Raw genomic sequence first — 13,773 nt, 5'->3', positions numbered from 1 at the left:
GTTCCGGCTGGCTGGCCTACCTTTTCTGTTCCGAACATTTCCCCGATGCCCATGCGCTTGCCCAAAGCACTTCTTATCACCTTGCTGGCCGGTGGCGTGGCCCTCACCGCGTTTCGGCCCCGGCCCACCGATGAAACACTGCTGCAGCGCATTGCGCGCCAAGTGGGCGAGTACTACCTCACGGCCCGCCAGGAAAAAGCCTACCTGCACCTCGACCGCCCGGTGTATGCCACCGGCGAAACCATCTGGTTCAGCGCCTACGTGGTAGATGCCTCGCGCCACCAACTGGACTCGCTCAGTCAGGTGCTGCACGTCGATTTGCTTTCGCCCCAGCGCAAGGTGGTGGCCCGCCGCACCATTCGCCTGCAGGGTGGCCGCGCCAGCGGCGACATCGACATTGCCGACTCGCTCACGGCCGGTACCTATGTGCTGCGCGCCTACACCAACTGGATGCGCAACGCCGGCGAAGATTTTATTTATAGCCGCCGCCTCAGCGTGTGGCCCGCCTCGCCCCTGAGCCCGCCCGATGTGCCCACCAGCACCCCCGGCGGCGCGGGCAGCAACGTGCGCCGCGTGGCCCGCCCCGGCCAGCCCGACATTCAGTTCTTTCCCGAGGGCGGCTACCTCGTGGAAGGCCTGCCCGCCGTGGTGGCCGTGAAAGCCACCGACGTCACCGGCCGCAGCCTGGCCGTGAAAGGCCAGATTATGAACGCGCAGAATGCGGTGGTGGTACCGGCCTTCAGCAGCCGCCACGCCGGCATGGGGCGCTTCGCCTTCGTGCCCGGCGCGGGGCAGCGCTACCACGCCCGCATCGTGCTGCCCGACGGCACGGCCACCGACTACCCGCTGCCGGCGTCGCAGCCCAGCGGCTACACGCTGCACGTGGTGGAAAGCGCCGACGACTTCATCGTGGAGGCCCGTTATCGGGGCGCCGCGCCCGGCCCCGTGCAGCTCATGACCGAAGTGCGCGGCGTAGTGGCCTACCCCGGCCCGCGCACCCTCACCGCCGACGCGCCCGTGAGCTGGCGCATGCCCAAGAAAAACTACCCCAGCGGCATCGTGCATTTCACGCTGTTCGATGGGCAGGGCGCGCCGCAGTGCGAGCGGCTGGCCTTCGTGCTGAACGGCCCCAGCGCGCTGCGCATCGCCATTACTTCCGACCAGACTAACTACGGGCCGCACGCCCCGGTGCAGCTCAACGTGCGCGTGACCGACGCCGCCGGCAAGCCCGTGGCCACCAACTTCTCGCTGGGCGTGAGCGATGCCGGCCTGACGGCCATTGACCCGCAGGCCGAAACCATTGCCTCCAATCTGCTGCTGACTTCCGACTTGGTGGGCTACGTCGAAAACCCCGGCTACTATTTCCGCGAACCCTCGGCCGCCACCGCCCAGGCGCTCGATGACCTGCTGCTCACCCAGGGCTGGCGCCGTTTTGTGTGGAAGGAAGTGCTGGCCGGGCAGGCGCCGCCCATGCACTTCACCCCGGAACACGACATCAGCCTAGTAGGCCAGGTGGTGAGTGCCAACGGCAACCGCCCCATTCCGAACAGCCAGCTGACCTTCTTGCAGATGCGCCCCGGCAAAGTGGTGGCCACTGGCACTACCGACGCAAACGGCCGCTTCAGTTTCGCCGGCATTCCCGTCACCGACACGGCCCTCATCACGCTGCAGGCCCGGCGTGCGCAGGGCGGCTCCAACGTCCTCATCAAGCCCGATTTTGGCCCCGACCCCACGGGTGGGCCGCTGCCGCTGCTGCCGCAGCTTTCGGCCGCGCCGGCGGGCGTGGCCTCGTTCATCAAACGCAGCCGCCAGGCCCAAGCCGCCGACCTGGACCTGCACCCCGAGAAAGCCATCCGCAACATCAACCTCGGCAACGTGTCCGTCACGGCCAAGCGCGAAACCGTGCCGCGCGACGACCCGCGCCGCCTCTACGGCGCCACCGGCGGCACGGTGATTGATTTTGCCAACGACCCCACTGCCAAATCCGGCATGAATATTCTGCAGATGCTGCAGGGCCGGGTGGCCGGCCTCACCATCAGCGGCAGCCCGCCCAACATGACGGCCCAGATTCGGAACAGCGGCAGCCCGCTCTTCATCCTCGATGGCATGAAGGTGGACATTGACGCCATCAGCACCATCAATTCGGCGGATGTGGAGTCGGTGGAGGTTTTCAAGGGCAACGAAGCGGCGATTTTTGGCGGCAGTGGCGGGGCAATTGCCATTTACACCAAGCGCGCCAACCCCAACTACAAGGGTCCGCTGGGTGCCTCGCCCGGCATTGCCACCGTGAAACTGCCCGGTTTCTACCCCGCCCGCGAGTTCTACCAGCCGCGCTACAACGCCCTGCTCACCAATCCGCCCGCCGACCTGCGCACCAGCACCCTCTACTGGAACCCCTTGGTGCGCACCAACGCCAACGGCCAAGCCGAGCTGCATTTCTTCACCGCCGACGGCGGGGGCACCTTCCAAGCCATCGCCGAAGGCCTGAGCCTAGACGGCCAGCCCGCGCAAGGCACCTCCAGCAACTTCGCGGTGAATGGGAAGTAGGGTAGTTACCGCGAATAAAACAGCACGTCATGCTGAGCGCAGCCGAAGCATCTCTACCGCATTACTAAATCTGATTACTTGCGTGGCAGAGATGCTTCGACTGCGCTCAACATGACGTTCTAGTATTACTTCCAACCAACAAAAAAGCCCCGCCGGCGATGCCAGCGGGGCTTTTTGTTGAAAAAATATCAGGCGTTACTCGCGCACCAGTTGCTGCGAGAGCGTGCCGTCGGCCGTGCTTACGCGCACCAGGTACACGCCGGGGGCCAGTTTGGTGGTGTTCAGCTGCGCCGCGCCGGCTGCCACGGCTTGGGTGTGTACTACCTGCCCGAGGGCATTGAGCACGGTGAGCGTGGCCGGCTTCGACGAGCCGAGCAGCTCAATCGTGGTTTGCCCAGCCGAAGGGTTCGGGTACACCGACAGGGCCATGCCGTGGAGGGCGACGCGGGTGGCCGTCACGGTGGTGGCCTGGCCTTTGAGCACCACGTCTTTCAGCAGCGCGTAGCGGCCCGAGCTGGAGCTGGCGCAGGCGAAGTACAGGCGCACAGTCAGCGTCTGGCCGGCCGTGAGGGTCGTGCCAAGGGCGTTGTTCAGCGCGAAGCGGTAGGTCTGGTTGGTGCCGGTGTTCTGGTTGGCCAGCGCGATGGGCGTGGCGAAGGCGCCGTTGGCCGTAGCGGGCAGCACGCCGGCCGGGCCGCGGCCCCCGGTTACGTCCGTGGAGTCGGTAGTGAAGTTGCTCTTCGAGTACACCACGGCCAGCTTGCCAGTGGTATTGTAGAACGCCGACCACAGCAGCACCGAGTCAATCCGAACCGAGCGGTTGGCTCCGGCCGTGATGGTAAACTGCTCATAAAAACGACGGTCGACGTTGCTGCCGGGGCCGTTGGTGGGGGCGGATGCGCTCCACAAGCCATCGGCGGTGGCGGCGAACGCCTGGCCGTAGCGCGTGGAGCGGGCCGGATAGGCCGTCACCGTGGTGCCGTTCGAGAGCACGAAGCGGCGCAGGATGGGCGTGCTGGCCGTGGTGGCGGCCGAGCGGATGGCCGCGCTGTCCTGGTCGCTCACTTTCAGCGACCACCATTTCAGCGGGTCCGACACCGGGGCGGCGGTGTTCACTTTCGAGCCGGTCACGGCCACGTTCTGCGTGGTAGCGGCCGTGCTGGTGTGCACGATGTTGCCGGCGTAGGTGCCGGCCGCCGTGGCGTTCAGGCGCACGCTGATGGTGGTGGCGGCCACGGTGTTGGCCGTGGGCGTGAGCACCAGTGGCGTGGTATTGGTGTACCAGTTGGTGCCGCCGTTGGCCGATACTTCGTAGCCCGCCGGGGGCGTCACCGTCAGGTTAGCCGTCAGGTTGGTGGCCGAGAGCGAGTACGTCTGCGTGGCCGAAGCGCCGGTCTGGTACTGCGCAAACGTGCCCAGGGCCGTGGTATTGGCCACAATGGTAGCGATGCTCGATACCGTGGCCGTGAGCGTGGTGTGCGTGGCTAGGCCGGCTTTCGAGGCCTGCACTTTGTAGTAATACACGTTGCCGGCGGCGGGCAGCGCGTCGGTCATTTGGAAGTTGTAGGTCGAGTCGTTGGCCGCCGTTACGGTGTTAATCTGGCTGAAGTTGACGTTGTCCGTCGAACGCAGCAGGTCGTAGCGGATGCCGGCCATAGCCCAGCTGATGTTCCAGTCCAGCGTGGTTTGGGTGGCGCCTTTGGTGGCGCGGAAGTTCGACACGGCAATAGCTGGCGTGAACGCCGTGCATACGCTGGGAGCCACGGCGCAGGGGTTCCATGTGCCGAATACGGTGCTGGTCTGGTACTGGGCGGTGTCGGCCACGGCCAGCTGGCGCGACCAGGTCACGCGCTGGCTCACATTCACGTTGCGGCCGCTGAAGTAGCGGGGCCGGAATTCAGCGTAGGTAATGATGTTCGTGTCGGTACCGGCATCCCAGGTAGTCCAGCCGGCGGGCTGAATCTGGTTGAAGCCCAGCGTGGGCTTGATGAGCACCACCTTGTTCTGCGTCAGGGGCACGCTGCCGGTCGAATTCTGCCAGGGCCGGCCCAGGTAGTAAAGCGTAGCGCCGGTGTTCGACGGGATTTTGGCATCGTGGAAAATGAAGCCGAACGCCTGGCCGGGCGGCGTGTTGGCCGCCGTGATGTAGGAGGCGCCGTTGGTGGAGCGCGACTTGGCGTAAATCACGCAGCGGTCGAAAATGTCAATCGAGCTGCCGAAGATAAAGTCCACGTTGCCATCAATGTAGCAGTCGCGGAAGTAGTGCATCGGCGCGCCCGAGCCCTTCACGTACAGCGTGTCCTGGTTGCCCAGAAAGCGGCAGTTCTTGAACACCGCGCGGTCGGCGTTCACCAGCACCGCCACGGCCTGTGAGCCGTCGCCAAACGAATTCTCAAACGTCAGGTTCAGGGCCGAAAAGTCGTTGGCATTCACGCTGAAGCTGGCCGAGTTCTGGGTGCCCAGGGCCACGCCGCCCACAATGGTGCTGGCGCCGTCGGTGTAGGTCAGAATGGTGTTGGCCACGCTTTCGCCCTCCAGCTGAATGAACGGCTTGGTGGCCGGAATGCTGATTTTCTCGCGATAAACGCCGTTTTTGATGAAGATGCTGTACACCGTGGTGCGGCCGGTGGGTGCGGCGGCAATGGCGGCCGCCACGGTGGTGTAGTTGCCGGTGCCGTCCTGGGCCACGGTCACGTCGTAGGCGAAGGCGCGGCTGGCGGCCAGCGCCATAAAGCTCAGCAGCACCCAGAAACGGGCGGCCGGGCGTCGCCAGGCAAAGTGCGTCGAGAAAAAGTTTAACATAGAGAAGTGAGTAGGGTGTTGGGTGAGAATTCCCTTCAATATTACCCCGCTACCCGCCCAAACGACACTTAATGCCAGTTGCTTATTTGCGCAATCGTTGCCGGGAACGTTGCCAGCGTCGCCCAAAGAAGCCGCGTTGGCAGCCCGCCGATGCTAACGCCAGCCAAATGCTTTATCAATAGACTCTAGCCCCGCGCCAAAAAGCAGAAAGCGCCCCCAACTTAGCTGGAGGCGCTTTCAAAAAACGAGCTGGCAAAAAAGCTATTCCTTCACAATGCGGGCGCTGCTGCGCTGCACGCCGTCGGCGTATTCTATCAGGTACAGGCCTTTGGGCAGGGCACCCAGGTCCACAGCCGTCTCGGTGCTGCCGGCCTGCACCGCGAAGGCGGCCACTTTAGCGCCGGTGGTGCCGAATAAGGTCACGTGGGCGTCGCGGCTGGCGGCGGTGTGGGGCACGTTAAGCTGGTTCTGCGTCGGGTTGGGATACACGGCCAGGTTGGTTTGCAGGGCCGGGCGGACGGCCAGCGGTGCCTGCAGGCTTTTCAGCGCTACGTTGCGCAGCAGGGCGTGGCGGCCCTGGCTGCCACTGCTGCAACTCACGTACATCCGCAGGGTGAGGGTTTGGCCGGGGGCAATGGTCACGCCGTTGGCCCCGTTCAGCGCCACGCTGTATCGGAAATTGTTCGGCGGGTTGGAACCCGTGGCAGAAATGGCTGACAGCGAGTTGGTAATAGGGTACGTATTGAAAAAAGTGCTGCCGTTGGCCACCGGCACGAGTGCGCCGTTGGGACCTTTGCCGCCTCCGCTCGACTCGGTCGAGTCGGCGGGCGTGCCAAAGTTGTTCTTGGAATACACAATGGCGATGTTGGTGCCACTGGTCGTGTTCAGAAATGTCAGGTTCATCACGAGCGAGTCGGCCCGCAGCGTGACGCCGGCCGGAGCCGTGGCGGTGAACTGAACGCCGAAAGTGCGGCGCAAAACGCTGCCCGGACCAGGGGGCGTCGCGTTGGAGCTCCAGCCGCCGCCATCGGCCGCCGGCGCGAAGGCCATGCCGTACTGCGAGCTGAACGGGGGAGGGGTGATGATGGTGACCGGTGGCGTAGCCGTGGTTACAACGGGCAAGCCGCTGGAAAGCACGAGCTTGCGCAGTATGGCATTACTGGCTGGCATGGTGCTCGGCGAACGCAGGGCGGCGCTGTCCGTGGCGTTTACTTTCAGCGACCAGAATTTGTAGATGGGGGTCGTCTGGGCCGAGGCCTGGCCAGCGAGGGCCAGGCTGCCGGCCAGCAAGCCAGTGATGAGTAGCGAATTTTTCATAATGCTGGTGGGATAAGGTGGGAGGGCGTGTGAGGAAAAGTGCAAAAAAAGTGCTTATTAGCAATGCTGATAAGCTATTGCTCATGCAATTTCCCTATTTATACGGGCATTGCCAAGCAGTCGGTTGCCTTTAGTTGCGCAATCGTTCCCGGTAACGATGTCAGTTGCGTCTGCAGCCAGGGTAGCTCAATTTTCTGACCAGTTGCGGCCTCATGCGAGAACGTTCCCGGCAACGATTGCGCAAAAAAAGGCGCCTGGCCCGCCAGAATGAGGGGCCGATGACCTCCGAACGGGCCTAATATTGTTAGGGCAATCCTGCCTTTGCTTCTATTCGCACGGGCCGAACCCGCAGGTTTGGCTCCTTTTTCGATTCCCATGAAATCAACTTTGATGGTGCTGCTGGCTGGCCTGACGACTTCCCTGTCGGTGGCATTCCACCCGGCGGACGTGCCCAAAACGCAGGTGTTCCTCGTCGGCGATTCCACCATGGCCGACAAGCCCGACCTGACCAAGCCCGAGCGCGGCTGGGGCATGGAGTTTGGCCAGTATTTCGACAACAACGTCGTCATTCGCAACACGGCCGTGAACGGGCGCAGCACCAAAAGCTTCTACCGCGAAGGCCGCTGGGCCAAGGTGCTCGAAGGCCTGAAGCCCGGCGACTGGGTGTTCATCCAGTTCGGCCACAACGACTCGAAGGCCGACGACAGCGTGCGCGCGGCCCCGGCCCAGACGACGTACCGGCAGTTCCTCACCCGGTTCGTGCAGGAAGCCAAAGCCAAGGGCGCCAATCCGGTGCTACTTACACCAGTAGGACGCCGCTACTTTGACGACAAAGGCCAGCGCAAGGACGACCACGGCCAGTACCCCAGCGTGGTGCGCGAGGTGGCCAAAACCCAGAAAGTGCCGCTGATTGACCTGTACGAGCAAAGCTGGAAGATGTACTCCCAATTGGGCGAGGCGGGCACCCGGCCGCTGTTCTGGAGCTACCAGAATGGCTACTACCAGCCCAACCCCGTGGCCCCCGCCAAAAACGACAACACCCACTTCTCGGAGTACGGCGCCACCCGCGTGGCCCAACTCGTGGCCGAAGACGTGCAGGCCCAGCATCTCGGGCTGGCCAGCCACCTCAGCCGCGCGCCCTTCGACGGCAAGCTCGTGGCTGACCTGCCGGTGGTGCTCCAGCCTTCCTTTAAGAAGGACACCTTCAACCTGGCCAAGTACGGCGCCGTGGCCGACGGCCAGACGCTGAACACCGAGGCCTTCCGCAAGGCCATCGACGCCTGCGCCGTGGGCGGCGGCACCGTGCTGGTGCCCCGCGGCCTGTGGCTGACGGGCCCCATCACCCTGAAAAGCAACGTGAACCTGCACCTAGCCACCGGCGCGCTCGTGCAGTTCACGGCCGACCGCAGCCAGTACCCGCTCATCAAAACCACTTGGGAAGGGGAGGATGCCATCCGCAGCCAGGCTCCCATTTCGGGCGTGGACCTCACCAATATTGCCATCACCGGCAACGGCACCTTTGATGGCGCCGGCGATGCCTGGCGGCCCGTGAAGAAAAGCAAGCTCAACGAGACGCAGTGGCAAAACCTGGTGGCTTCGGGTGGCGTGCTGAGCGCGAAAAAGGACATGTGGTACCCCTCGGCCAGCTCGATGAAAGGTAACACGATGAAGGCCGAAGACGCGCCCCGTAAGAGCCTCAACGTGAATGATTTTGATGATATCCGCGACTTTCTGCGGCCCAACATGCTCAGCCTCACGCGCTGCAAGCAAATTCTGCTCGAAGGATTCGTAATTCAGAACTCGCCGGCTTGGACCATTCACCCCTTGCTCTGCGAAAACATCACCCTGCGCAACGTGACGGCCCGCAACCCCTGGTACGGCCAGAACACCGACGCGCTGGACCTGGAATCGTGCCGCAACGGCATCGTGGAAGGCTGCACGTTCGACGTGGGCGATGACGGCATCTGCATCAAATCGGGCCGCGACGAGCAGGGCCGCAAGCGCGGCGTGCCCACCGAAAACTTCATCATCCGCGACACGAAGGTGTACCACGCCCACGGCGGCTTCGTGATTGGCTCCGAGATGTCGGGCGGCGCGCGCAACCTGTATGTGAGCAACTGCACCTTCATCGGCACCGATGTGGGGCTGCGCTTCAAGACGGCCCGGGGCCGCGGCGGCGTGGTTGAGAACATCTTCGTGGATGGCGTCGACATGACCAACATTGCCGGCGAGGCCATCCTGTTCGACATGTACTACGCCGCCAAAGACCCCGTGCCGCTGGCCGGTGAAAGCACCGCGCCGCCCGTCATCGCCGCCATGCCGCTGAACGAAGGCACGCCGCAGTTTAAAGGCTTCCGCATCAAAAATGTGTATTGCAAGGGCGCCACCACCGGCATCCTGGTGCGCGGCCTACCCGAGATGAGCATCAAGGACATCAGCATCGAAAACGCAGTGATTGAATGCAAAAAAGGCCTCGTGTGCCAGGAAGCCGAGAATATTCGCCTGAAAAACGTGACCCTGCTCTCGTCCGATACCGCCCCGGTGATGGAGGTGCAGAACAGCCGCAACCTGGCGTTCGACGGCATCCGCTACACCAACGGCGCCGAGCTGCTGCTGCGCGTGACCGGCGACCGCAGCAAGGACATCCGCCTGACCAACACTGACACGAAGAAGGCCAAAAAAGACGTGCAGCTGGGCGACAAGCTGGCCAAGAAAACGGTGAGCGTGGCCCAGCGCTAAAGTTTTTTACTTTAACTGAACATCAGAAGAACGTCATCAGCCGCCCGTCATGCAGAGCGCAGCGAAGCATCTCGCGTGCCGAAGTAATTAAAATCGTTGAACGATTGAGTTACTTCGGCACGCGAGATGCTTCGCTGCGCTCTGCATGACGGTCCATTAATATTCGATATGAAACAACCCACCCCTTTCCTGCTGCCGCTGCTGTCACTCGCGCTGCTCAGCGAAACCGCCGCTGCCCAAACGGCCGCCAAGCCCTACTCGCAGCGCATGGCCGACGCCTTCATCTCCTGGAACCCCGATTCCATTGTGGTGGGCGAGGCGAAGGCCAGCCGTTGGAACTACGAGCAGGGCCTGATGTACACAGCCCTGGAGCGCGTCTGGGAGCGCACCGGCGACCCGCGCTACGCCAATTACATTCAGAAGGACCTCAACCGCTTCGTGCAGAAGGACGGCAGCATCCGCACTTACCGGGCCGACGAGTTTCAACTCGACCACATCACGCCCGGCCGCGGGCTGCTGCTGCTGAGCCAGCTGGGCTCGGTGCCTGACCAGGACAAGTATATCAAGGCCGCGCAACTGCTGCGCAAGCAGCTCGACACCCAGCCACGCACCAAGGAAGGCGGCTTCTGGCATAAGAAAATCTACCCCAATCAGATGTGGCTCGACGGCTTGTACATGGCCGAGCCGTTCTATGCCGAGTACAGCCGCGTGTTCAATCAACCCGCTGGCTTCGATGACATCGCCAAGCAGTTTGCACTGATTGAGAAGAATCTGGTCGACCCCAAAACCGGCTTGCTCTACCACGGCTGGGACGAAAGCCGGGAGCAGCCCTGGGCCAACAAAGCCACCGGCCAGAGCCCCACTTTCTGGGACCGCGCCATTGGCTGGTACGGCATGGCGTTGGTCGACGTGCTCGACTACTTCCCCGCCAACCACCCGCAGCGCCCCGCCCTCATCAAAGCCCTGCAGCGGCTGGCGCCCGTGCTGGCCAAGTACCAGGACCCCAAAACCGGCACCTGGAGCCTCGTGATGGGCCAGGAAGGCCGCAAGGGCAACTACGCCGAAGCCTCGGGCAGCAGTATGTTTGTGTACGCGCTGGCCAAGGGCGTGCGCCTGGGCTACCTCGATAAAAAGTACGCGGCCGTGGCCAAAAAAGGCTACGACGGCATTCTGAAAGCCTTCGTGGCTGATGAAAACGGCGCGCTGGCCTACAACGGCACCGTGAGCGTGGGCGGCCTGGGCGGCAAGCCCTACCGCGACGGCACCTTCGACTACTACCTCACCGAGAAGCTGCGCAAAAACGACTACAAGGGCGTTGGGCCCTTCATTCTGGCCAGCACCGAGATGGAAATTGCCGCCGAAGATGGCCTCGGCCAGGGCAAAACCGTGGGCCTCGACTACTTTTTCAACCACGAGATGCGTAAAAGCCCGCTCAGCGGCGAGCAGGAGCAGTGGCACTACACCTGGGAAGAGCGCCAGCACGGTGGCTTCTGGCTGTGGGGCAACCAGTTCCGCGAGCTGGGCGCCAAAACCGTAGCTGTGCCAGCCGCCCCCACGGCCGCCAGCCTTAAGCCCCTGAGCGTCTACATCATCGTCGACCCGGACTCGCGCAAGGAGTCGCCCAAGCCCAACTACATCCAGCCCGCCGACAGCAAGGTCATCACCGAGTGGGTGAAGGGCGGCGGCACCCTCGTGCTGCTAGCCAACGACACGGCCAACTGCGAAACCAAACACTTCAACGAGCTGGCCAAAAACTTCGGCGTGCAGTTCACCAACCAGAGCGTCAACATGGTGCAGGGCTCGCAGTTCGAGCAGGGCAAAGTGGATTTGACCTCCGGCAAAGCTGTGTTCAAGAATGCCAACACGGCCTACGTGAAGGAACTGTCAGTGCTGTCGGTGGCCGCGCCAGCCCAGCCGCTGGTGACGAACAACGGCAAAGTCATCATGGCCACGGCCCGCCTGGGCAAGGGTAAGGTCTTCATTCTTGGCGACCCGTGGCTGTACAACGAGTACACCGACGGCCGCAAGATTCCGGCCTCATTTCAGAATTTCCAGGCCGGCAAAGATTTGGCCACCTGGCTGCTGGGCAAGTAGAGGAAGTAGAAACGCAAACGGAAGAACGGTCATGCTGAGCGAAGCTGAAGTATCTCTACCGCGCAACGTAATCATTTACTCTCGCGGTAGAGATGCTTCGGCTGCGCTCAGCATGACGTGCTTTTGATGTCTTTTACAAACGACTTCGCTGCAATAAAAAGGCCGGGCACTCGCCCGGCCTTTTTCATTTCCACTATCCAGCGCCTACTGACGAATTTGAGGTGGATGTATGACGAATCTAGGGCCCGACCTCCGCAATCGTTTGTTTGAACTTGCGGTCGGTAAGTGAGGACTTCAAAAGAAAGTCCTTTCAGAAACGGTTTTTTTGCCGGAACATTACCTTTTGAATGCCCTAATCTGGTCTCAATCTTCGCTCTGTCAACCTCCTCCCATTAGCACCTTCAATGAACCAGCACACCCTTAGTACGATTGACTACATCGTATTCTTCGTTTACTTCATCATCGTATCCGGCTACGGCATCTGGGTATACCGGCGCAAAACCGGCCACGACGGTACCCTGGAGGGCAATTCCAAGGACTACTTCCTCGCTGAAGGCTCTCTGACGTGGTGGGCCATTGGGTCCTCACTCATCGCCTCCAACATCTCGGCCGAGCAGTTCGTGGGCATGTCGGGCTCGGGCTTTGCCATGGGCCTGGCCATTGCCACCTATGAGTGGATGGCGGCCATCACGCTGGTCATCGTGGCCGTGTTCTTCATTCCGGTGTATTTGAAGAACAACATTGCCACCATGCCGCAGTTCCTCAGCCAGCGGTACAACTCGACGGTGGCCATGATTATGGCGCTGTTCTGGCTGGCGTTGTACGTGGTGGTGAACCTGACCTCGATTCTCTACCTCGGCGCCATCGCCATCAGCAGCATCGCGGGCCTGAACCTCAACTTCTGCATGTACATGCTGGCCGGTTTCGCCGTCATCATCACGCTGGGCGGCATGAAGGTGATTGGCTTCACCGACGTCATTCAGGTGTTCTTCCTGATTCTCGGCGGCCTAGCCACTACTTACCTGGCCCTCAACCTGGTGGCTACGCACTACGGTTCCTCGGGCGCCATCAGCGGCTTCAACCTGATGACCGAGCACGCCTCCGACCACTTCCAGATGATTTTCAAGCGCGACAACGAGCATTACCTCGATTTGCCAGGGCTTACGGTGCTGCTCGGCGGCATGTGGATTGTGAACCTCAACTACTGGGGTTGCAACCAGTACATCACCCAGCGCGCCCTGGGCGCCGACCTGCCCACGGCCCGCTCCGGCATTTTGTTTGCCGCCTTCCTCAAGCTGCTCATGCCCGTAATTGTGGTGCTGCCCGGCATCGCCGCCTACGTGCTTTACAAGCAGGACGTCTTCGGTGCCGCCGAGTTCGGCGCGGGTGCCGACCTGAACCCCGACCGTGCTTACCCCGTGCTGCTCAACATCCTGCCGGTGGGCCTCAAGGGCCTCTCCTTCGCCGCCCTCACGGCCGCCGTGGTGGCTTCGCTGGCTGGCAAAGCCAACTCGATTGCCACCATCTTCACGCTCGACGTGTACCACAAAGTCTTCAAAACCGATGCCACCGAGAAGCAGTTGGTGGCCACCGGCAAAATCGCGGTGGTCGTGGCTATGATTCTGGGCGTGCTCATCGCGCCGCACCTCGGCATCGACAAAAAGGGTGGTTTCCAGTACATTCAGGAATACACGGGCTTCGTGTCGCCGGGTATTTTTGCCATGTTCATCCTGGGCTTCTTCTGGAAGAAAACGACCTCCACCGCGGCCCTGTTTGCCACCATCGGCGGCTTCCTGCTCTCGGTGATGTTCAAGTTCCTGCCTACCTACACGGACCTGTCGTTCCTGGCCCCGTTCGGCTTCGCGGTGAAGCCCGCCGGCTCCAGCGTGTATGAGATTCCGTTCCTCGACCGCATGGGCTTCGTGTTCGTCATATGCATCATTATGATGGTCATCATCAGCTTGTTCGAAAACGCCCGCGGGGTGAAAACCAAGGGCCTGGAAATCGACAGCAGCATGTTCAAGCCACAGCCCAGCTTTGTGATTGGCGCGGCGTCCATTATTGTGATTCTCACTGCACTCTACACCATTTACTGGTAGGCGGCTAGTCTTCTTTTTGGCGCATGGTATCCGTGTGGCCCGTTGGCGAAAGCCGGCGGGCCATTCGTGCTTTTGGGCAGGTGGCAGAACGTGGCTGGCAATAGCTGGTTGAGCAAGTACCTTTAAGACAAAAAAATAGACTTATTTGGTAGTCGAACTGTCAAAAAAGCCAGTT

6 protein-coding genes are annotated in these 13,773 nt (G+C 62.0%); 4 read left to right on the top strand and 2 right to left on the bottom strand.

Going from position 1 to position 13,773, the window contains the following annotated elements; all coding sequences use genetic code 11:
• Positions 1-51 precede the first annotated feature (51 nt).
• Entirely contained in the window at positions 52-2,547 is a 2,496-nt protein-coding gene (locus tag Q5H92_RS18245; RefSeq protein WP_305012994.1) for an MG2 domain-containing protein, read from the top strand.
• A 195-nt stretch (positions 2,548-2,742) separates the two neighbouring features.
• Here the strand turns inward: Q5H92_RS18245 and Q5H92_RS18240 are convergent, their stop codons facing one another.
• Positions 2,743-5,349 carry a pectinesterase family protein gene (locus Q5H92_RS18240; RefSeq protein ID WP_305012993.1) on the bottom strand — a complete coding sequence of 869 codons (2,607 nt, stop codon included), beginning with the start codon at positions 5,347-5,349 and terminating at the stop codon, positions 2,743-2,745.
• A 261-nt stretch (positions 5,350-5,610) separates the two neighbouring features.
• Complete coding sequence (locus tag Q5H92_RS18235; protein WP_305012992.1) at positions 5,611-6,666, bottom strand: T9SS type A sorting domain-containing protein; 1,056 nt, start codon at positions 6,664-6,666, stop codon at positions 5,611-5,613.
• A gap of 375 nt (positions 6,667-7,041) precedes the next feature.
• Here Q5H92_RS18235 and Q5H92_RS18230 point away from each other — a divergent pair, with 375 nt between their 5' ends.
• The 3 genes from Q5H92_RS18230 (at position 7,042) to Q5H92_RS18220 (ending at position 13,598) form a co-directional block, all read left to right on the top strand.
• Complete coding sequence (locus Q5H92_RS18230) at positions 7,042-9,405, top strand: glycosyl hydrolase family 28 protein (protein WP_305012991.1); 2,364 nt, start codon at positions 7,042-7,044, stop codon at positions 9,403-9,405.
• A 168-nt stretch (positions 9,406-9,573) separates the two neighbouring features.
• Positions 9,574-11,499: a glycoside hydrolase family 88/105 protein gene (locus tag Q5H92_RS18225; RefSeq protein ID WP_305012990.1), complete on the top strand. Its 1,926-nt coding sequence runs from the start codon at positions 9,574-9,576 to the stop codon at positions 11,497-11,499.
• Positions 11,500-11,903: 404 nt separating this feature from the next.
• On the top strand, positions 11,904-13,598 hold the full coding sequence (locus tag Q5H92_RS18220; protein ID WP_305012989.1) for a sodium/sugar symporter: 1,695 nt from the start codon (positions 11,904-11,906) through the stop codon (positions 13,596-13,598).
• Positions 13,599-13,773: the final 175 nt, after the last annotated feature.

Origin of the sequence: Hymenobacter mellowenesis (genome assembly GCF_030581005.1) — a bacterium.
Classification (GTDB): Bacteria; Bacteroidota; Bacteroidia; order Cytophagales; family Hymenobacteraceae; genus Hymenobacter; species Hymenobacter mellowenesis.
The sequence above is the reverse complement of the archived record's forward strand: the minus strand, read 5'-3'. Positions and strand labels throughout refer to the sequence as shown.

Bases quoted from the DNA above. Each gene is read 5' to 3' on its own strand.
- Q5H92_RS18245 (WP_305012994.1), top strand. From the start codon at position 52: ATGCGCTTGCCCAAAGCACTTCTTATCACCTTGCTGGCCGGTGGCGTG.
- Q5H92_RS18240 (WP_305012993.1), bottom strand. From the start codon at position 5,349: ATGTTAAACTTTTTCTCGACGCACTTTGCCTGGCGACGCCCGGCCGCC.
- Q5H92_RS18235 (WP_305012992.1), bottom strand. From the start codon at position 6,666: ATGAAAAATTCGCTACTCATCACTGGCTTGCTGGCCGGCAGCCTGGCC.
- Q5H92_RS18230 (WP_305012991.1), top strand. From the start codon at position 7,042: ATGAAATCAACTTTGATGGTGCTGCTGGCTGGCCTGACGACTTCCCTG.
- Q5H92_RS18225 (WP_305012990.1), top strand. From the start codon at position 9,574: ATGAAACAACCCACCCCTTTCCTGCTGCCGCTGCTGTCACTCGCGCTG.
- Q5H92_RS18220 (WP_305012989.1), top strand. From the start codon at position 11,904: ATGAACCAGCACACCCTTAGTACGATTGACTACATCGTATTCTTCGTT.